We start from the raw sequence: 23,350 nt of genomic DNA, 5'->3' as shown, positions 1-23,350 counted from the left end.
ATACCACGATGTGACCTGCGGGACAAACCCCGACTTCTGGCGTTTTGCCCGATAAGTGCCCGGTACAGTTTGTAGCGGGAAAGAAAGGCAAATGGTCAGCAATCTTGCAGGTGGGAGGCCCCCACGGCAGGCATCGGAGTCGGGCGCACAGCTCGGTGCTCTGGAAGCCTATGCCGCACAGGCCCATGGATTTCTCAGTGCCGGTGGTGAACAGCTGACCCAGCTGGCCGGCCTACTACGTCCGCTCGTCCTCGAATCATGGCTGCGCAGTGTGCGCGGCGGTGTCGATCCGACGGACGTCATCGACGGTCGCGGGTTGCGTGGCGCCGATCTGGAGCGTTATCGCGATGCCCATCCGATCGCCGCGCTCATGCCGCTGATCGACAAACTGCTGGTCCAGGACGCGTCGCAGGCCGGGTTGATTGTGACCGTGGCCGACCAGTTCGGTCGCGTGCTCTCCGTACACGGCCATCCCGAACAGGTCGAGGCCGCCGCCGAGATCGGCCTGCGCGAGGGCGACGATCTCAGCGAACGCCGCATCGGCACCAATGCCGTCGGCCTTGTCGTGCGCACCGGCCGTGCCACCTGGATCCACGGACCCGAACATTTCCTGCATCGCATGCATCAGATCACCGGTGCCGCGGCCCCCGTGCACGAGCCCGACGGCAGGCTGATCGGCGTTTTGATGATTGCCGGCGGGATGCGGGTGGCCAAGCCGGAAATCCTCGCCTTGGTCAAAGCGGCCGCCACCGCCGCCGAAATGGACCTCGTGCTGCGGGCGATGCGCGCCGGCCACGGCACTCCGGTTCCGGCGAACCGGGACGACGACGAACAGGCCAGGCTGGGCCTCGACGTCCTCGGTCTCGGGCAACCGCAGTTGAGTATCGCGGGGGAGCGGGTGTCGATTTCGCAGCGTCATGCCGAGATCCTGCTGTTGCTCACCGAGCATCCCGAGGGTCTCGGCGCCGATCATCTGGCGCTGCTGCTCGACGACACCGATCTCGACAACGGCACGATCCGCGCCGCGATGTCACGGCTGCGGTCGGTGATCGGCGCCTCGGTGGTCGGTTCGCGCCCTTACCGTCTGCGCGTGCATGTCGCAACCGATGTGGAAGAGCTCAGGGCTGCGCTCGACTCCGGTGATACCGCATCCGCATTGCGCATGTACACCGGGCCCGTGCTGCCGCGCTCGTCGGCTCCCGGCATCTGCGATATCCGCGACGAGCTGCGGACTCGCTTGCGCAGCGCCGTGCTCGCTGTCCCCGATGCCGCCGTGCTGCGCCGCTGGACCTCCTGCGCCGAAGGGCGCGACGACGCCGCCGCGTGGGCCGCGTACCGGGCCACCGTCGATCGTGATTCCCCACTGTATGCGCAGATAGAAGCCAAGATCCGGGTGCTCGACCGGCGCATCGGCGCCGATGCAACGCAGATGCAACGTTTCGGCTCATAGTCTCCGCATCTGAAGGTGTGGTGGCTCACATAGGAATCACCAATGTGTTGGAGCCCACACTCACGCCCAGGTCATGCCTACTGGCGGGTACCTGCTGGACAACCGCCCGATTTTTTTAGCGGAAAAAGTTTCTTTTTATTAACTGAGCGCCTACTGTCGGCACAGCATGGACAGGCACCTATGTGATGTAACTGACACAGTCGTTGGAGGAATGATCAACAGCTAGGCACCCGCGACGGACGCATCGTCCGTCTGCTTCGGCGACTCGGGTCGCCGATCTCGTCCACATGATCTGTCGGGGATCTTGCGCGAGTGTGGCGTCACGCCCACCGCGTTCACATCGAATCTTTCGGTTCACGAGGTCTGTTCGTGCTGCCCGAAAAAGGTTCGAGCTGTTCTTTCGCGATACGAGGAGGCTCTGGTGCACGGTACGGAGTTGGGTGGGTACAGCGCGCGACCACAGGAAGCGCAGGTCGATGGTCCGCCGTTTCCGCTGACCCCGGCCCAACTGGGTGTCTGGTACGCACAGTTGCTCGACCCCGACGTCCCGATCACCATCGCCCAGTACGTCGACATCGACGGCGAGCTCGATGTGGATGTGCTGCAAGAGGTTTCGGCCGAGGCCGCCCACGCCTACGGTTCACCGCTGGTGCGGATCGGCGAGTCCGACGGCATCCCGCACCAGTATGTCGACCACTCGATCCCGGTCGAGGACGAACTGCCGCTGATCGATCTGCGCCACCACGACGACCCCGTCGCCGCCGCCGAGGAATGGATGCGCGCGGAATTCGGCGCCCCCATCGACCTGCTCACCGACCGGCTGGTGGCGGGCGCGGTGCTGCGCGTCGGCGAAAAGCGCTGGTTCTGGTACCTGCGCGGCCACCACATCGTGCTCGACGGCTACGGCGCGTTCACCAATTCCCAGCGCATCGCCGAGCTCTACACCGCGCGGATGCTCGGCACCCCGGCGCGTGAGGTGGTGCCGGGCGAGCTGTCCGCGCTGGTCGAGGGCGAACAGCGGTATCGCGAGAGCACCCGTTTCATCGGCGATCGCGACCACTGGGCCCAGCGCGTCGCGGGCGTTGACAGTCCCACCGCGCTCGACGCCCGCACCGCGCCGCGTTCGGCGATCAACCTGGTGACCGGCGGACGCTTGTCGGAAAAGCTGGTCGACCGTCTGGAAACCATTGCCGCCAGCGATGATTCGGCGATCTCCGCCGTCCTCCTTGCCGCTTTCGCCGCCTACCTCGGCCGCCTCACCGACCGTCCGGACGCAGTGCTGAGCCTGCCTGTCACCGCTCGCACCACCGCAGTGATGCGCCGCTCGGCGGGCATGCTGTCCAATATCGTGCCGCTGCGGCTGCCCACGGGCGCGGCGGGTTCGACCGCCACCTGGGGTGAGCTGCTGCGGGCGGCGCGGGTCGAGGTGGCCGGCGCGCTGCGTCATCAGCGCTACCGCGCCGAGGACATCCGCCGCGATGCCTCCGACGACGGCCGCCCCGCCCGGCGCGCACTGTTCGGCCCGCTCGCCAACTTCATGCTCTTCCGCAGCGACCTCACCCTCGGCACCACGACCGGTCGCTACCGGGTGCTGTCCACCGGCCCGATCGAGGACCTCAGCCTCAACGTCTACTACGGCGACCGCGACCGCGTGCACGTCGACTTCGAAGCCAATCCGCACCTCTACGACGCTGACACCCTGGCCCGCCATCACGCGCGCTTCCTCGGTTTTCTCGAGCGCCTCGCCGCCGCCGACCTGGCCACCGCGCTGAGCACGATCGAGGTGGCGACCGAGCTGGAACTGCAGGTCAGCACGCGAATCTGGAATTCCACCCGGTTCGATGTGGATGCCGCGCTGACCGAGCGCTCGGTGCCGGTGGCGACCCTGCCCGCCATGTTCGAAGCTCAGGTCGCCCGCACCCCCGACGACGTGGCCGTGCGCATGGCGACATCTTGGCGCGCCGAGGGTGCGGCGGCCGCGTATCCCGGTGACGCCGCGACGCGGACATCCCGTACGAACGCAGCTGATGCCACGCGCCCCGGTGACGCTATCGGCCGGGCCGACGCAGCCCGTGCGGCCGACTCCGCGAACTTCGATGGCGCGACGCTGACCTATCGCGAGCTGGCTCAGCGGGTGAACCGACTGGCCCGGCGCCTACGCGCGGACGGTATCGGCCCGGAATCGCTGGTGGCACTGAGCATTCGGCGTTCACCAGAGCTGGTGGTCGCGATGTACGCCGTGCTCACCGCGGGTGCCGCGTACGTGCCGATCGATCCCGATCACCCCGCCGACCGCATCGCGCACATCCTCGCCACCGCCGCTCCGGCCGTCGTGCTCACCACCACCCGCGACGGCGCGCCGATCGACGGTCTGCCGGTGCTGACCGTGGACGACCTCGACCTGAGCGACTACGACGATGCCCCGCTGACCGACGCCGACCGCACCGCCCCGCTGCGCCCCGGTCACCCCGCCTACGTCATCTTCACCTCCGGCTCCACCGGCCTGCCCAAGGGCGTCGCGATCGAGCACGCCGCGATCGTGAACCGTCTCGTCTGGATGCAGCAGACCTACCGACTGCACGGCGTCGACGTGGTGCTGCAGAAGACCCCGATGACCTTCGACGTCTCGGTGTGGGAGTTCTTCTGGCCCTTGCAGATCGGCGCCACCCTGCTGCTCGCGGAGCCGGACGGCCACCGCGACCCCGCCTACCTGCGCCGGGTGATCGCCGAATACGGCGTCACCGTCGCACATTTCGTGCCATCGATGCTCGAAGTCTTTCTGGCACAGCAGGAAATCGCCGAGCGCACCTCGCTGCGCCTGGTCTTCGCATCCGGCGAGGCACTACCGGCCGCACCGGCTCAACGGCTGCGGCTGCTCACGGGTGCGCGGCTGCACAATCTCTACGGCCCGACCGAGGCCGCCGTCGACGTCACCTTCCACGAGGTGATCGACGCCGACCGGGTCACGGTGCCGATCGGCGCGCCGGTGTTCAACACCCGGCTCCATGTTCTCGACTCGCGGCTACGGCCTGTACCGGTCGGGGCTCCGGGTGAGCTGTATCTGTCGGGGGTACAGCTCGCCCGGGGTTACGTGGGCCGCGCCGAACTCACCGCGGGCCGTTTCGTCGCCGCACCCGTGCCCGCCGACGCCGACCGGCCTGCCTGCGACAGTCGGGTCGTCTCCGGTCGTGCCGTTTCCGGTAGCAGTGCGAGCCCGGCGCCCGGCGAGCGCATGTACCGCACCGGTGACCTGGTCCGCTGGACCACCAACGGTGAACTGGAATACTTGGGGCGCACCGACTTCCAGGTGAAGCTGCGCGGTCTGCGGATCGAGCTCGGCGAGATCGAGGCGGTCCTCGACAGCGTCGACTCGGTGGCTCGTGCGGTGGTCATGGTCCGCGACGACGCGGGTGTCGGCGAGCAGTTGGTCGCCTATGTGGTGGAAGCCGAGCCGGGCGCGGTCGCGGTCGACGATCTGCGCGAGACCGCCCTGCGCGCCCTGCCCGCCTACATGGTGCCCGCCGCTTTCGTGCTGCTCGACGCCCTACCGGTGAACGCGTCGGGCAAGCTGGATCGCAAGGCCCTGCCCGCCCCCGCCCGCACCGTCGTCACCTACGCCGAGCCCATCGGCCCGGTGGAGCAGACGGTGGCAAAGGTGTTCGGCGAGGTGCTCGGCCGCGACCGCGTCGGCCGCGACGACGACTTCTTCGCCCTCGGCGGCAACAGCCTGGTCGCCACTCAGGTGTCGGCCCGCCTCGGTGCCGACCTCGACTGCCGCCTGACCGTGCGCGACCTGTTCGGCGCGACCACCGTCGCCCGCCTCGCCGCCGCGATCACCGAGCGCGACGACACCGGCGTCTCGGACCGTCTCCCCGTGCTCGCCGCTCGCCCCCGGCCCGACCTGATCCCGCTTTCCCCTGCGCAGCAACGGATCTGGTTCCTCAACCGGTTCGACCCCTCGGCCCCCGGCTACAACATGCCGTTCGTCATCCGCCTGCGCGACACCGACCTCCCTGCCCTGGTCGCAGCCCTCCACGCGGTGGTCGACCGCCACGAAGCCCTGCGCACCGTGTTCCCCGCCGTCGACGCCCCCGGTGGCGAAGTCGCCGAGCAGGTCATTCGCGACGCAGGCCTGTTCCGCATCGACGACCCGACCACCGTGTCGGCCGCCGACCTAGACGCCGAACTCACCCGGTTCGCCTGCGCGGGTTTCGATCTAGAACACGAAGCCCCGTTCCGCGCCCGCATCCTCCTCGTCGAGTCCGAACCGGCCGCGTTCGCGCCGGGCAACCGCGTGCGTCCACAGTTGGACGCGACTCCCGCAATCGCGGCGACAGCCGACCGTGATGGCGCAGTGGCGTCAACGGACTTCGGGTCCGCGCCTGCCGAGTTCGTGGGTATCTCCGCTGCCGCCGCGACTTCCGCCACTGTTGACGGCGGGGACGGGCGTAGCCGCGCAGCGACCCCGCCGGAGCCGGCGGGGGAGTGTGTACTCGCTGTCGTGCTGCATCACATTGCGGCAGACGGTGTTTCGCTGCAGGTGCTGGTACGTGATGTCCTCACGGCCTACCGTGCCGCAACCGATGGCATCGAGCCCGAATGGTCGCCGCTGAGCGTGCACTACGCCGACTACGCCCTGTGGCAGCGTGAACTCCTCGGCGCCGAAGCCGACCCGCAGTCGCTGGCTTCGCGCGAAATCGCTTTCTGGAAGCGCACTCTCGCCGATCTCCCGGACCAGCTCGAACTGCCCTCGGCCCGGCAGCGTCCGATCGAACCGAGCATGCGCGGCGCCCGCACCACCTTCACCATCGACGCCGACCTGCACCGCCGACTCGCCGACCTGGCCCAGCAGGCAGGCGCCTCGCTGTTCATGGTTGTGCACACCGCGCTCGCCGTGCTCCTCGCCCGCCTGTCCGGCACCACCGACATCGCCATCGGCACCGGTGTCGCGGGTCGCGGCGACCGCGCCATCGACGACCTGATCGGCATGTTCGTCAACACCCTTGTCCTGCGCACCGAGGTCGACCCCGCCGCCACCTTCACCGCTGCCCTCGAACACACCCGCGAAACCGACCTGGCCGCCTTCGCGCACGCCACTATCCCGTTCGATCGCCTGGTCGACGTCGTGAACCCGGCCCGCTCGCAGTCGCGTCACCCGCTGTTCCAGGTGGCGCTGAACTTCCAGGCCGTCCTCGGCACCACCTTCGACCTGGCCGGTTCGCCGGTGACCGTGCACGAGGTCGAACTCGACATCACCAAGTTCGACCTGCAGCTCACCCTCGCCGAACGACGCAGCGCCGCAGGCGAACCCGCGGGCATCGAAGCCGTCACCCTGTACGCCACCGACCTGTTCGACGAGCCCGAGATGCACACTCTCGGTGCCCGTTTCGTGCGACTGCTGTCCGCGGCGGTCGCCACCCCCGACACCGCCGTCGGCGACCTACCGCTGCTGTCGGCACCCGAACTCTCCCACCTCACCAACATGCGCGGAGTCCCGGTCACCGCCACCGGTCTGCTCCCCGACCTCCTGGCCGACGCTGTTGCCGCCGACCCTGAGCGCGATGCCGTCACCGACGGCCACCGCACCCTCACCTACCGCGAACTCGATCGCGCGTCGTCACGCCTGGCCAGGGTCCTCATCGACAACGGTGTCGGCCCCGACGACGTGATCGCCGTCGGCATGCCCCGCTCGATCGAGTCGGTCCTCGCGGTGTGGGCGATCGCCAAGTCCGGTGCCGCGTGGCTGCCGGTCGACCCGAGCTACCCACTCGATCGGATCACCCATATGGTGACCGATTCCGGTGCGCGACTCGGCCTTACGGTGTCCGAGTCGCAGGATTCGCTGCCGGGCCCGATCGACTGGCTGGTCCTCGACGAGCTGAAGCTGATGGCCGAATGTGCCTGGCGTTCCAGCGATCCCGTCACCGACCTCGACCGCCGCCGACCCCTGCGTACCCAGCACCTGGCCTATGTCATCTACACCTCCGGCTCCACCGGCCTGCCCAAGGGCGTGCTGGTCACCCAGGCGGGCATCGCGGGTTTCGCTGCCGAGGAAACCGCGCGCATGTTCGGCACCGCCGACGCCCGTGTGCTGCAGGTCGGCTCGCCGTCGTTCGACATCTCGGTGATGGAATTCCTGCTCGCCGTGAACTCCGCCGCGACCCTGGTGATCGCCCCGCCCGGCCGTCACGTGGGAGACGAACTGACGCAGCTGCTTTCGGAGCAGCGCGTCACGCACGCTCTGATGACCCCCTCCGGCCTGGCCGTGCTCGACCCCGCCCCACTCGACACCCTGCGCATGGTGATGGTCGGCGGCGAAGCCTGCCCGCCCGACCTCATCGCCCGCTGGACCGAGGGCCCGGTCCCGCGCGCGTTCGTGAACGCCTACGGTCCGTCGGAAACCACCGTCGCCACCAATATCAGCGCCCCGCTCATCGCCGACTCCCCGCTGACCCTCGGCACCCCGCTGCGCGGCATCACCCAGTGGGTCCTCGACGCGCGCTTGCAGCCGGTCCCCGTCGGCGTCGCAGGCGAGCTGTACGTCGCCGGTGCCCAGGTTGCTCGCGGCTACCGCTCCCGCGCAGCCCTCACCGCCGCCCGTTTCGTCGCCTGCCCCTGGACCCCCTCCGAGCGCATGTACCGCACCGGCGACCTGGTCCGCTGGACCACCGAAGGCACCCTCGAATACCTCGGCCGCAACGACGACCAGGTCAAACTCCGTGGCTTCCGCATCGAACTCGGCGAAATCGAATCCGCCCTCCTCGCCGAGCCCTCGGTCCGCCAGGCCGTCGTCCTGGTCCGCGCCGACGCCCGCCGCGGCGACCAACTCGTCGCCTACCTTGTCCCACAGATGCAGGTGACCGCCGCCCAGCAGACAGATCGCGCGGTCGCCGATGCCGACATGTCCCCCGCAGAGCGCTGCGCGGGTGAATCCGGCACCGTTGCCGGCGGCATCGAAGCGCCCGCCGGTCCGGCTGTCATGGCTGCCGACAGTGCTTGCGCAGATCGGTGCGTGTCGACAGGCGAGATCGACGTCGATCTACTCGCCGCGGCGCTGCGTGGCACCCTCGCAGCGCACATGGTGCCGTCCGCGTTCGTGGTGATCGACGAACTGCCGCTCACCCCCAACGGCAAACTCGACCGCAGGGCGCTGCCGGACCCGGTGTTCGCCGCGCGTTCCTTCCGCGCGCCAGCTGAAGGCTCCGAGGCGATCGTGGCCCAGGTGTTCGGCGAGGTCCTCGGTGTCGAGCAGGTCGGCGCCGACGACGACTTCTTCGCACTCGGCGGCAACTCCCTCGTCGCGACCCAGGTGGTGTCGCGCCTCGGCACCGCGCTCGGTCGCACGGTCTCGCTGAAGACTCTGTTCGAAGCGCCGACCGTCACCGCCCTTGCTGCCCTGCTCGGCGCCGAGGCCGAAGTCGCTCCGCGTCCGCCGCTGGTGGCAGGCGAACGTCCGCAACGGATTCCGCTCTCCTACGCCCAGCAGCGCATGTGGTTCCTGAACCAGTTCGACGCCGAATCGGTCGCCGACAATATCGCCGCCGCCATCCGCCTGACCGGCACCATCGACTACGCCGCCATGACTGCGGCTGTGGCAGCGGTCTTCACCAGGCACGAGGCCCTGCGCACCCGCTATCCCGCCGTCGACGGCATCCCGTTCCAGCAGGTACTCGCCGCCGACCAGCTGACGATCACCCTCGAACCGCACGCGATCGCCCCGGTCGACCTCGACAATCGGATCCGGGCGCTGGCCGCCGTCCCGTTCGCGGTGGACGCCGAACCCCCGGTCCGCCTGCACCTGCTGCACACCGCCGCCGACGAGCACGTCCTCGTCCTCGTGCTGCACCACATCGCCGCCGACGGGTGGTCGGTCGCCCCGCTGACCCGTGACGTGATGGTGGCCTACGCCGCCCACTCGGCCGGAACCGCACCCCAGTGGACGCCACTGCCGGTGCAGTACGCCGACTTCGCCCTCTGGCAGCGCGAAGCCCTCGGTGCCGAAGACGATGCCGATTCCGCGCTCGGCCGCCAGATCGAGTTCTGGACAACGGAACTGGCGGATCTGCCCGACCTGCTTTCCCTGCCGAGCGACCGCCCCCGCCCGGCTGTCGCGTCGGGTCATGGTGCGCGCCAAGCCTTCACCGTTCCCACCGCGATCACCGACCGACTGCGCGGCATCGGCACCGAAGCCAACGCCTCGCTGTTCATGGTGTTGCACACCGCATTCGCCGCCACGCTCACCAAACTGTCCGGCCAGCACGATATCTCGATCGGCACCCCGGTCGCCGGTCGCGGCGACCAGGCGCTCGACAACCTGGTCGGCATGTTCGTCAACACCCTCGTCCTGCGCACCCGAATCCGCCCAGACGCCACCTTCCGCGAACTCCTCGGCACGGTCCGCGACAGTGACCTGCGCGCCCTCGCCAACACCGAGGTCACCTTCGACCGCCTCGTCGAGGTGCTCAACCCCGACCGTTCGACCGCTCGGCACCCGCTGTTCCAGGTGATGCTCGACTTCCAGAACAACTCCCGCACCGAACTCGAACTCGCGGGCCTGACCGCCTCGGAAATCGAGATCGATACCCACACAGCCAAATTCGACCTGCACCTCACCCTGCGCGAAACCGCCGACGGCCTGCTCGCCCGCTTCGAGTACGCGACCGACCTCTTCGACGCGCAGACCATCACAGATTTCGGCACCCGCTTCCTGCGGATGCTGGATACGGTGACCGCCGATCCCAGCGTCGTGATCGGCGACATCGACCTGCTCGACACCGCGGAGCGCAACCGCCTGCTCGATACCTGGAACGCCACTGCGTACCCCGTGGACGAGCACCTGACGCTGCCCTCGCTGTTCGCAGCACAGGCGCAGCGCACCCCGGACGCGATCGCCCTGTCCTTCGACGCCGAATCCACGGCGCACCTGTCGAGTCATGCTGCGCGATCGGCCCGCATGGCGTCCGGCGACCTCTCGTCAAGTCACGCTGCGGCATCGGCCCGCCTGGTGGCCGGCCACCCCTCGCCGAGTCACGCTGTGGTGTCGAACCGTCAGTCATCCGGCCACGTCGCCTCGCATCATGCTGTGACGCTGTCGTATTCCGCGATGGCTGCCGAGGTCAATCGTCTTGCCCGCCTGCTGATCTCGATCGGCGTCGGCCCCGACCGCACCGTCGCCCTCGGCATGCGCCGTTCGACCGACCTCGTCATCGCCATGTACGCGGTCCTCGCAGCCGGTGGCGCCTACGTCCCCCTCGACCCCGACCACCCGGCCGAGCGCACCGCCCAGGTGATCGCCGCCGCCGACCCCGTCTGCGTCTTGACCCGCGCGATCGACGACATCGACCTCTCCGCGGTGGACGCGGCCGCCGACACGCACCGCCCCGCGATTCTCGACCTCGAGCAGCTCGACACCACCGACTACTCGCCCGAGCCGATCGCCGACGCCGACCGCCTCGCCACCCTGACCTCCGGCAACGCCGCCTACCTGATCTTCACCTCGGGCTCCACCGGCACACCCAAGGGTGTCGTCGTCTCCCACGCCGCCATCGTCAACCGCCTGGTGTGGATGCAGGACGCCTACCGTCTCACCCCCGACGACACCGTCCTGCAGAAGACCCCCGCCACCTTCGATGTGTCGGTGTGGGAGTTCTTCTGGCCCTTGCAGATCGGTGCGCGCCTCGTGCTGGCCCACCCCGAGGGCCACCGCGACCCCGCCTACCTCACCCAGGTCATCGACACCGAGCAGATCACCGTCGCTCACTTCGTCCCGTCGATGCTCGCGGTCTTCGTCGCCGCTCTCGAGGAGTCCCGCGACCAGGGGACGCGCATCAGCGCAGATGGGGTCGGCGAGGGGGTGATCCCCGCAACCGCAGCGCCCGTGCCCGACACCGCGATGATCTCGGCCGCGACGACCGGATCCACTGCCGGCAACTGCTCATCGCTGCGCATGGTGTTCGCCTCGGGCGAGGCACTGCCGCCCGCCCCGGCCCATCTGCTGCGCCGGCTCACCGGTACGGCTGTGCACAACTTGTACGGCCCCACCGAGGCCGCGGTCGACGTGACCTTCCACGAGGTCACCGCCGCCGACACGATCTCGGTCCCCATCGGCGCACCTGTGCACAACACCCAGGTGTACGTCCTCGACGGCCGACTCTGCCCGGTCCCCGTCGGTGTTCCCGGCGAGCTGTACCTGGCGGGCGATCAACTCGCGCGCGGCTACGCGGGTCGCGTCGATCTCACAGCCGACCGCTTCGTCGCCAACCCCTTTACTCCCAGCGCGCGGATGTACCGCACCGGCGACCTCGTCACCTGGACGAAGACGGGCGAACTGGAGTACCTGGGCCGCACCGACTTCCAGGTCAAGCTGCGCGGTCTGCGGATCGAACTCGGCGAGATCGAAGCCGTGCTGTCCGCGCTGCCCGAGATCACCCAGGCCGCGGTCATCGTCCGCGACGACGTCCTGGTCGCGTATCTCGTCGCGGCACAGTATGTCGACGTAGCCGCGGTGAAGTCAGCGCTCTCGAGCACGTTGCCCGCCTACATGGCCCCCGCGGCCTTCGTGGTCCTCGACGAGTTCCCGCTCAACACCTCCGGAAAGCTCGACCGAAAGGCCCTTCCCGCACCGAGTTTCGAGGCCGCGGTCTTCCGCGCGCCGTCGACCGAGGTGGAGCGCATCGTCGCAGCCACCGTCGCCACGGTCCTCGGCTTCCCCGCCGATCGCGAAGTCGGCCTCGACGACGACTTCTTCGCCCTCGGCGGCAACTCCCTCAACGCCACCCAGGTCGCGGCCCGCCTCGGTGCCGCCCTCGACACCCAGATCCCGGTCCGCCTGCTGTTCGACGCACCGTCGGTAGCGATGCTGGCCGACCGGTGCACCGCCCTGCGCGGCAACGGCGGCCGCCTCGAACTCACCACTCGCGAACGCCCGCAACAGATTCCGCTCTCTGCTGCTCAGCGCCGGATGTGGTTCCTCAACCGCTACCTCGCCGACGTCGAAGGCGTAGGCGATGCCGTCGACAACATCCCCGTCGCACTGCGCCTCACCGGCGAGCTCGATGTCAGCGCGCTGGCAGCGGCGCTCGCCGACGTGATCGGCAGGCACGAGACGCTGCGAACGAGTTATCCGGAGGTTGCGGAGCACCACGCCGAGCGTCCACTGATCCACGCAACGGTCGAGAACTCGACCGGTGCGGAAAAGGATGTCCGCTCAGCGTGGGCGACCCCGGTCCAACTGATCAGCGACGCCGTCGACATCACCCTGCGCGCCGAAAACATCGCCGCAGCCGACCTCCCCACGCGCCTGTTGGAGTGCGCCGCGGTCCGATTCGACCTGACAGCCGAAATCCCGGTCCGCGCGAACCTGTTCGCGGTCGGTAGCGACCACGTGCTCGTCCTGGTGATCCATCACATCGCCGCCGACGGCTTCTCCCTCGGCCCACTGGCCGCCGACCTGATGGCCGCCTACGCCGCCCGCCGCACCGGCTCGGCTCCCGCCTGGGCGCCGCTGCCGATCCAGTACGCCGACTACGCCCTGTGGCAGCACGAAATCCTGGGCGACATCACCGATCACACCTCGGTTGCCCACGTCCAGCAGTCCTTCTGGCGCCAGGCTCTCGCCGGCGTTCCCGAGCAACTCGAACTCCCCACCGACCGCCCCCGTCCGGCCGAGTCCACCTACCGCGGCGCAACCCATCACTTCCAGATCGATTCCGATCTGCACAGTGAGCTGCGCGAACTGGCCCGCAAGCACGAGGCCACCCTGTTCAGCACCGTGCACGCGGCACTCGCCGTGCTGCTGGCTCGCCTGTCCGGCGGTAGCGATATCGCCATCGGCACCCCGGTCGCGGGCCGCGGCGAGGCCGCCCTCGACGGCGTGATCGGCATGTTCGTCAACACTCTGGTCCTGCGCACCCAGATCGACCCGCGCGCCGAGTTCGAAACCACCCTCGACGCCGTGCGAGCAAGCGACCTCGATGCTCTCTCGCATGCCGATATTCCGTTCGAGCAGGTCGTCGACGTCGTCGACCCGGCGCGAGCCCGCAACCGCCACCCCCTGTTCCAGGTGGCCCTGGTGCTGCAGAACTTCACCGTGCCCCCGCTGGAGGCCGCCGGCCTGCGCGTCGAGCCCATCGATGTCGACGCGGCCGTGGCGAAGTTCGATCTGCAGTTCACCGTCGGGGAGTCCGACGACATCGACGGACGCGCGAACGGCATGTCCATCGAAATCGCCTATGCCACCGACCTGTTCGATGCAGGCAGCGTCGCGGTGCTGGCGCGCCGGTTCACCCAGGTGCTGGCCGCCGTCGTCGCCGACCCGACCGTCGTGGTCGGCGACATCCAGCTGCTCAGCGCCGAAGAGCAGCAGCGCACCCTGCACGAGTGGTCGTCGACCGGCGCCTCGGTGGCCGCCGCCGACACCATGGTGGACCGGTTCGCCCGCGCCGCCGCACTCGACCCGAACGCCATCGCGGTGAAGGCGGGCGACGCGACCCTGACCTACGGCGAGCTCGACACCTGGTCCAACCGCCTCGCCCGACGTCTCGTCGCCGCGGGCGTCGGCCCGGAAATGCTGGTAGCAGTGGCACTTCCGCGCACAGTGGAGCTGCCGGTCGCCTTGCTCGCCGTGTTGAAGGCGGGCGGCGGCTACCTGCCGATCGACCCGAACTACCCCGCCGATCGCATCGAATACGTCCTCGACGACGCTCGCCCGCTCTGCGCGATCACCAACGACGACACCGGCTTGGCACACGACTGGTTCGGCGGCCCCGTCATCGACCCCGCCGCGGCCAACCTGGCCGACTTCGCCACCGAACCCCTGACCGATGCGGACCGCCGTACGCCCCTGATCCTCGCCAGCCCCGCCTACGTCATCTACACCTCCGGCTCGACCGGCCGCCCCAAGGGTGTCGTGGTGCCGCATTCGAATGTCATTGCCCTGCTGGACAACACCGCACAGCGCTTCGACTTCGGGCCCACCGATGTGTGGACGATGTTCCACTCCTACGCCTTCGACTTCTCGGTGTGGGAACTGTGGGGCGCCCTGCTCCACGGCGGCTCGGTGGTCCTGGTCGACTACTTCACCTCCCGCTCGCCCGAACAGTTCCGCGAACTCCTTCGCGCCGAACACGTCACCGTCCTCAACCAGACACCGTCAGCGTTCTACCAGCTCATCGCAGCGGACCTCGCCGCACCCGCGCCGACCGAATACGCCTTGCGCACAGTGATCTTCGGTGGCGAAGCCCTCGAACCCCAGCGCCTCGCCGACTGGTTCGACCGTTACCCGGACTCGCCACACATGGTGAACATGTACGGCATCACCGAGACTACCGTCCACGTCTCCTACCGTGAGATCACGCCGAACACCGGCTCCGCCAGCGTGATCGGCGGCGCCATCGCGGGACTCACAGTGCGCGTACTGGATTCGCGCCTGCGCCCCGTCCCGGTCGGCGTCCCCGGCGAGATCTACGTCTCCGGACCACAGCTGGCACGCGGCTACCTGGGTCGTCCCGACCTCACCGCGAGCCGCTTCGTCGCCGACCCCTACGGCCCGCCCGGATCGCTCGCCTATCGTTCGGGCGACCTGGCTCGCTGGGTGGCGCCCCGTGCTGTCGAGGTGCCCGCATCGGCACACGTCGACTCGGAACTCGCCGATCGTTTGATCCTCGAACTCGGTGCGGCCGAGGCCGCTCTGTCGTCAGCCCTCGCTTCCGATGTCGATGTCCCGATTGCCGACGCTCGGACCGCTGGCGTCGATCTCGAATACCTCGGTCGCGCCGACCAGCAGGTCAACCTCCGTGGCTTCCGCGTGGAACTGGGCGAGATCGAGGCTGCCCTGCTGCGCAGTTCGGTCGCCCCGCGCGAGGTCGCGGTCCTGGTCCGCACCGACCTCGTCGACGAGCCGCGCATCGTCGCCTACCTGGTCGCCGAGTCCGCCGAGTTCGATACCGCCGACCTGCGCAAGGAACTGGCACGCACCCTGCCCGAGCACATGCTCCCGGCAGCCACTGTGCTGGTCGACCGCATCCCGCTGACGGTCAACGGCAAGCTCGACCGCGCCGCCTTGCCCGCACCCGTCTTCGAGACCACCGCCTACCGCAAGCCCGCCACCATCACCGAGCAGATCATCGCCGATGTCTACACCGAGGTCCTCGGTCGCGCGGACGACCAGCCGATCGGTGCCGACGACGACTTCTTCGCCCTCGGGGGCAGCTCCCTGCTGGCAGCCAAGGCCGTGGCGCGCATCGGTGCCGCCCTGGATCGGCGCGTGGGCGTGCGGACCCTGTTCGAGGCGCCGCGCGTCGCCGAGTTGGCTTCCGCTGTCGACGCCCAGTCCCAGGTCGACCGGCCCGCACTCGTCGGCCGGGCTCGGCCCGAGCTCCTTCCGCTGTCCCCGGCGCAGCAGCGCATGTGGTTCCTCAACCGCTTCGACCGCGCGTCGGTGGCCTACAACATCCCGTTCGCGCTGCGCCTGACCGGTGCGCTCGATGTCGACGCGCTACGGGCCGCGATGGCCGATGTGATCGCGCGTCACGAGTCGCTGCGCACGGTGTACCCGGCGGTCGACGGCACACCCGTACAGGTGATCCGCGACGCCGCCGAGGCGATGTCGTCGGTGGCCCTGTCGCCGGGCGTCGAAGCGGTGTCGACCGTGCCCCCGTTGACCGGCGTCGAAGCGATGTCGGCAGCGGCAACGCCGACAGACTCCGAAGCGATGGTGTCCGTGGCCCCGTCGACGGGCATCGAAGCGGCACGTTCCGAGGCGACACCGGCACTCGCGGAGGCCATGTCGCCGCTCACGCCGGTGGTGATCAGCGAAGCCGCGCTCCCCGTCGCGATTCGCGCACTGGCCGAAACCACCTTCGACGTGACCGCTGAAATTCCGGTGCGGATGCGTCTGTTCCAGGTGACCGACACCGAATTCGTGCTCGCCGCCGTCCTGCACCACATCGCGGCCGACGGTTCCTCCATCGCTCCCTTCGTCGCCGACCTGATGCGGGCCTACACCGCCCGGCTCACCGACACCGCACCCGGCTGGGCACCCCCCGCCGTGCAGTTCGCCGACTACGCCCTGTGGCAGCACGACCTGCTCGGCGACGAAGCCGAGCCGGAATCCGTTGCCGCCGAGCAGCTCACCTACTGGCGGTCGCAGCTGGCCGGACTGCCCGATCAGCTGGCCCTGCCGACCGACCGTCCGCGACCGGCCCGCCAAAGCCTGCGCGGCGACAAGGTGAGCTTCACTCTCGACCCCGAACTGCACGCCGCACTCTCGGCCCTCGGCCGCAGCAACGGCGCCACCCTGTTCATGGTGGTGCACGCGGCCTTCGCGGCCCTGCTGGCCAGGCTCTCCGGCACCGCCGACATTGCCGTCGGCACCCCGAACGCGGGGCGCGGCGAAGCCGAACTCGACGAGGTCATCGGCATGTTCGTCAACACCCTCGTTCTGCGCACCCCGGTGGCCGGTGACGCCCCGTTCACCGACCTGCTCGCCACCGCCCGCACCGCCGACATCGCCGCGTTCTCCCACGCCGACGTACCGTTCGAGCGGCTCGTAGAAGTGCTCAACCCGGCCCGCTCCACCGCAAGGCACCCGCTGTTCCAGGTCGGCTATTCGTTCCAGAACCACGATCGTGGTCAGCTGGAACTACCCGGCCTGACCGTCTCGAACATCGAATTCGATTCCGGCGTAGCCCAATTCGACCTGCACCTGTTCGCCCTCGACAACTACAGCGCCGACGGCACCCCCGCGGGCATCGAGATGGCCCTCGGTTTCGCCACCGATCTCTTCGACACCGAAACCGCCGAACGCTTCGCTGCCGCACTGCACCGGATTCTCGAATCCGTCACCGCCGCACCGGATACCGTCGTCGGCGATCTCGACCTACTCGGCAGCGACCGCACCCTGCTGCTCGAGACCTGGAACAACACCACCCACCCGGTCCAGCCGACCACTCTCGCCGAACTGGTTGCCCACCAGGCGAACCGAACACCCGACGCACTCGCGCTGGTGGACGACGCGACCGGCGAGACCCTGGACTACGCCACCTTCGACGCCCAGGTCGACCATGTCGCCCGCCTGCTGATCGCCGAGGGTGTCGGCCCGGAGCGCACGGTGGTGCTGGCCATGCGGCGGGGGATCGACCTCGTCATCGCCATGCACGCCGTGGTCCGCGCGGGTGGCGCCTACGTACCGATCGACCCCGATCACCCGGCCGACCGCATCGCCTACATCGTCACCACCGCCGCACCGCTGTGTGTACTCACCACCGCCGCCGACGGCCTGCCGATCCCCGTGGACGTGCCCGTCTTCGAACTGGATCATCTTGCGCTGCAGCCACTCTCGACCGCACCGGTGACCGATGCCGACCGGATCAGCCCGCTGCGCCCCGAGCATCCCGCCTACATCATCTTCACCTCCGGCTCCACCGGCCGCCCCAAGGGCGTCAGCGTCCCGCACGCCGCGATCGTCAACCAGCTCGCCTGGCTCCACGACCGCTTCACCATGACCACCAGTGACCGCGTCCTGCTGAAGACCCCAGCCACCTTCGACCTGTCGGTCTGGGAGTTCTGGTCACCCCTCACCTCCGGCGGCGCGCTGATCATCACCCGCCCCGGCGACGAGCGTGACCCGGATCGACTGCGCACCACCATGACGCGGCACGGTGTCAGCGTCCTCCATGCGGTGCCGTCCCTGGTCGGCATGCTCCTGGCCGGCGACACCGAGCTCCCGGCATCGCTGCGGGCAGTCCTGGCAATCGGCGAAGCACTGCCCGCCACCACCGCCACCCAGTTCCGCGCCAGCGGCACCGAAGCCGTCCTGCACAACCTGTACGGACCGACCGAGGCCGCCGTCTCGATCACCGAATACGAAGTGGCAGAGGACCCGTCGCACGTGGTTCCGATCGGTACGCCCGCCTGGAACAGCGCGCTCTACGTTCTCGACGCCCGACTCCGCCCGGTCCCGATCGGCGTCGCCGGTGAGCTCTACCTGGCCGGAACGCAACTCGCCCGCGGCTACCACGGCCGCCGAGCCCTCACCGCCGACCGCTTCGTCGCCAACCCTTTCGCCGGATCTGATGGCGGCGCTGCCGAGGGCCCTGCGTGGTCACGCTCCGCTGGCGTGTCCCCGCCCGCCGACAGCCCCGCGAGCGGCGAGCGGATGTACCGCACCGGCGACATCGTGCGCTGGCGAGCCGACGGCACCCTCGAATACCTGGAACGCGCCGACTTCCAAGTCAAGATCGGCGGTTTCCGCATCGAACTGGGCGAGGTCGAAACAGCCCTGCTGCGCTGCCCCGAGGTGCGCGCCGCTGTCGCCGTAGCCAAGACCGACGACCGCGCGGGCACCCGATTGATCGCCTACGCGGCGGTCGCCGACCTGATGCCTGGCGACGAACAAGCCGTCGCGGCCCGACTGCGCGGCGAACTCGCCGCCGACCTGCCCGCCTACATGGTGCCCGCCGCCCTGGTGGTGCTCGACGCGCTACCTCTCAACGCGAACGGCAAGGTCGACCGTGTGAACCTGCCCGACCCGGAGTTCGCCGAAGCTGCCTTCCGTGCCCCCACCACCGCAGCTGAACGTCTTGTGGCACAGACCTTTACCGAGGTCATCGGCTGCTCGACGGTAGGACTCGACGACGACTTCTTCGCACTCGGCGGCAACTCCCTGATGGCGACCCGCCTGGCCGCCCGCCTCGGCGCCGCCCTCGGCACCCAGGTCCCGGTGGCCGCGGTCTTCGACGCCCCGACGGTCGCCGCACTGGCCGAGCACCTCGCCACCGCCGATCTCACCACCGCCCGACCCCCGCTGGCGAAGCGCACCAGCGAGGGCCCTGCGGCCCTCTCGCCCGCTCAGCAGCGCATGTGGGTCCTGCACCAGCTGGCGCAGGAGTCCTCGGCCTACCACATCCCGGCCGCCATCCGCCTCACCGGCGATCTGGACCTGCCCGCCCTGCAGGCGGCCGTCGCCGACCTCCTGGCCCGCCACGACACCTTGCGCACCCGCTACCCGGACACTGCGGGCGGACCGATCCAGCAGGTGATGCCCGCCTGGTCGGCCGCGGTCGACCTCACCCCCATTCCGGTCGCCCCCGCCGATGTGGAAACCCGCATCACGGCCCTGGTCGCGCAGCCCTTCGATATCACCGCCGCGCCCCCGATCCGTGTCGCCCTCTACCGCCTCGGCGACAACGACCATGTTCTCGTCGTCGTGGTGCACCACATCAGTGCCGACGGTTACTCGATCGACCCGCTCACCCGAGACCTGGTGCGCGCCTACGTAGATCGCACACAGGGTCGCGAACCCGATTGGGCCCCACTGGAAATCCAGTACGGCGATTTCAGCACCTGGCAACGCGACCTGCTCGGTTCCGAGACCGACCCCGACAGCGTGCTCGCCCAGCAACTCGCCTACTGGACCCGCGAACTCGCCGGAGCACCCGAACTGCTCGCGCTGCCGACGGACCGTCCCCGCACCGCCCGGCGTGTAATGCAGGGCGCGACTGTCGAATTCGCAATCGACACCACGCTCACCCACCGCCTGGACGACATCGCCCGAACCAACGGCACCACCCTGTTCACGGTGGTCCACAGCGCCCTGGTGGTCTTGCTGGCCAAGCAATCCGGCAGCGCCGACATCACCATCGGTGCCCCGGTATCCGGGCGCGGTGCCCGCGAACTCGACGACCTCGTCGGCATGTTCGTCAACACCGTCGCGCTGCGCACCGAGGTCGACTCGCGCGCCCCCTTCATCGACCTGCTCACCCAGGCGAAGCGGCGCGATCTCGCCGCCCTCTCGCACGCCGACGTCCCGTTCGAGCAGGTCGTCGACGCCATGGGCCGCACCCGCACCGGCGCCTACACCCCGCTGTTCCAGGTGATGCTGACCTTCCAGAACATGCCACCGGCCGGCATCGAACTACCCGGCCTCCAAGTGCAGGCCCTCGACCCAGGCCTGGCCGAAGCCAAGTTCGATCTGCATCTCACCGCGTTGCAGCGTTACCGCGACGACGGCACCCTCGACGGCCTTGACATCCATTTCGGCTATGCCACAGATCTTTTCGACGAGTCGACGGTGCGATCCCTGGCCGAACGCTTCCGCAAGGTTCTCACCGCAGTAGCCGCCGATCCCACTGTCGCGGTGCGCGCGATCGATATGCGCACCGACGCCGAAGAGACCACCTACACCATCGCCGACCTCCCGAACCTCGTAAGTTCGGCAGCTCGGATCGCGCCGGCGACCGTGGCATTCACCCACGGCGAGCACGCCATTTCCTACGGAGCCCTCGACGCCAAACTCACCGCGGTGAGCAGGGCGATGGGCGCGAAGATGAAACCCGAAGCGCTGGTGAACGTCGCGCTGGCCGGGCTCGTGCCCGGCGTGCTCGCCGCACTCGGCGCGGCTGGTCTCACTTCCACTCTGCACACACTGGTGACCGAAGCAGCCGCGGTAATCGCCGGGTCTGCCTCGGTTGACGACTCGGAAGGACAACTCTGATGTCGCACACGGATTCGATCACGACCGCCGCCACCCTCGCCGCGCTCCTGCGTGACCTGGACGGCGAACGACCCCGTGACCCGGCGACCCTGCTCGCCGCGTTCGCCACCCACGCCGACCGCGAACCGGAAAGCCTCGCGATCCGCGACGGCGAAATCGGTTTCTCCTATGGGGAATTGGCCGAGCGGGTCGATACTTTGGCCGCGGCTCTCGTCGAGCACGGCGTCGGTCCCGAGACGACCGTCGCGGTATTGCTACCGCGCTCGGCCGAACTCGTTGTCGCCGCGCACGCGGTGCTCGCCGCAGGGGGCGCGTTCGTCCTGCTCGACCCTGCTGCCCCTGATGACCTGCAACGACGCACCGTTGCCATGGCCGCGCCGACACTGATCCTCACGGCAGGCACAACACCGCACCCCGCCGGGTTCCCGGTTCTGTACACCGATGCCGTCGCCGAAATCACCCCTGACGAGCTACCGGGGCCTGGTGCCGACAACCCCGCCTACCTGGTTGTCGATGTCGGTTCCTCGACCGCGGTCGTCGTTGGACACCGTGCAGCACAGGCGAATTCGAACTGGCGCCAACGTATCTGCGGCATCGGCACGGGCGATTCGGTCCTCTGGCACGCACCGCTGACCGGTCAGGCCGCCGTGGGGGAGATGCTGCTCGCGCTGCAGACCGGCGCGACCCTTGTTGTCTCGCCGTCGGCGGTACTTGCCGACGCCATCTACGAAACCGGCGTAACAGCAGCATGTTTCGACCACGAGGAACTGGCCGAACTGGCTGCGCTGCCCGATGCCGAAGAGCGTTTGGACTCGCTGCGCGTAGTACTCGGTTCGGGTGGATCACTCCTCGCGAAAACCGCTGCCGCCCTGCGCGAGGTGAGCGGCGCCACCCTGTGGCACGTCTACGGCAGACCGGAGACCGCGGGTGAGTTCGTCGCGCACGAGGTGACCGGCGCCGACCTCGACGTGGTCCCGTTCGGCTCGGCGGCCGACGATGTCGAACTGCTGATCCTCGACGAGCACCTGTGCCCGGTCGCCGACGGTGAAATCGGTGAACTCTATGTCTCCGGTGTGCAATTGGCGCGCGGCTACGTCGCCAGGCAGGCCACCGCCGCGACCTTCCTCGCCAATCCCATCGGTCCGGTGGACGACCGCATGTTCGCCACCGGCGACCTGGTGCGTCGCAGGCCCCCGGGCGACGCCTGGACCGCCGAGATCGAGTTCGTCGGCCGCGTCGACGACGGGCCCGTTGTTCATTCCGCCGGTCTGCCCGGCGAGCTGCTGCTCGACGAGTTCGAAGCCCAAGCTGCCGCAACCCCTTTCGACCCGGCCGTCGTCCATGCGCCGAACGGCGGCCCGACCTCGATCATCACCTACGGTGACCTCGACCGGCGCGCCAATCAACTCGCCAGGCACCTGATCGCCCTCGGGGTAGGGCCGGAATCGGCTGTGCTGGTCGATGTTCCACGCTCTGTCGAGTTCGTGGTCGCCACCTACGCGGTGCTCAAAGCCGGTGGTGCGGTGGTGCCCGTCGACACCGCCCTGCTGCCACCGGTCGTCAATCCAGCGCTGGCACTGACCATCGCCGCCCGCGAACACCTCGGGTCCTACGACATCCCGACGGTCGCGATCGACCGGGTCGCCCTGTCGACCTACTCCAGCGAACCGATCGCCCGCACCGAACACCACGCCCCGATCCTGCCGCAACACCCCGCCATCGTGCTGTTTCCCCCCGGCGCCACCAACAGCGTCACCATCAGCCACGCTGCCGCCGTCCACCGGGTGACCGCCATGCAGGCCCGCCACAACCTCACCGCCCGCGACGTCTACCTGCATCAATCCCATACCGCCTGGCACGGCTACCTGCTCCCGCTGCGCGTCGGCGCCACGGTGATCCTCACCGAACCACCGGACCCCACCCGGTTAGCCACCCTCATCACCACCTACGGCGTCACCACCACCGACTTCCCCCCGTTCCACGCACTCCCCACCGGCGAGGGCCTCTACCGAACCAGCGCCCTCGCCCATACCGAAATCGAAGGCACCCCCCAAACTTTGGCCCACCTGGGCACCGTGATCAGAAAGGCCACCCCGTGACCAACCCCTTCGACGACGACAACGCCCAGTTCTACGTCCTGGTCAACACCGAAGGCGAACACTCCCTCTGGCCCACCTTCGCCGCCGTCCCCGGCGGCTGGACAGTAGCCTTCGGCGCCGCCCCCCGAACCTCGTGCCTGCACTACGTAGAATCCCACTGGCTCGACATGCGCCCCAACTCCCTCATCGCCGCCATGTCCAACAAACCCTGACCTGGCCGTCGGATTCGAGCTCGCACGATCACGGTCCGAGGAGTGCGAGGGGGACTACCGCGACGCCGTCGGGGCGGCGATAGGCATGCTGGCCTGT

The 23,350-nt window shown here is 69.0% G+C and carries 4 protein-coding genes; all 4 read left to right on the top strand.

Going from position 1 to position 23,350, the window contains the following annotated elements:
- Positions 1 to 91 precede the first annotated feature (91 nt).
- The 4 genes from ACFW6D_RS12685 to ACFW6D_RS12670 all read left to right on the top strand — a co-directional run bounded on the left by ACFW6D_RS12685 (position 92) and on the right by ACFW6D_RS12670 (position 23,253).
- A complete protein-coding gene (locus ACFW6D_RS12685; protein WP_379327645.1) occupies positions 92 to 1,450 on the top strand; it encodes a GAF domain-containing protein in 1,359 nt (452 codons plus the stop codon).
- Between the two features lie 421 nt (positions 1,451 to 1,871).
- Complete coding sequence (locus ACFW6D_RS12680; protein ID WP_379327643.1) at positions 1,872 to 20,942, top strand: non-ribosomal peptide synthase/polyketide synthase; 19,071 nt, start codon at positions 1,872 to 1,874, stop codon at positions 20,940 to 20,942.
- A complete protein-coding gene (locus ACFW6D_RS12675; RefSeq protein WP_379327641.1) occupies positions 20,942 to 23,041 on the top strand; it encodes an AMP-binding protein in 2,100 nt (699 codons plus the stop codon). The genes ACFW6D_RS12680 and ACFW6D_RS12675 overlap by 1 nt, the downstream gene beginning before the upstream one ends.
- Positions 23,038 to 23,253, top strand: a complete 216-nt coding sequence (locus ACFW6D_RS12670) for an MbtH family protein (protein ID WP_266293539.1) — start codon at positions 23,038 to 23,040, stop codon at positions 23,251 to 23,253. The genes ACFW6D_RS12675 and ACFW6D_RS12670 overlap by 4 nt, the downstream gene beginning before the upstream one ends.
- The last annotated feature ends 97 nt before the right edge of the window (positions 23,254 to 23,350 follow it).

The organism is Nocardia sp. NPDC058705 (assembly GCF_042749305.1).
Taxonomy (GTDB): Bacteria; Actinomycetota; Actinomycetes; order Mycobacteriales; family Mycobacteriaceae; genus Nocardia.
This window is presented reverse-complemented; position numbering and strand designations above follow the sequence as displayed.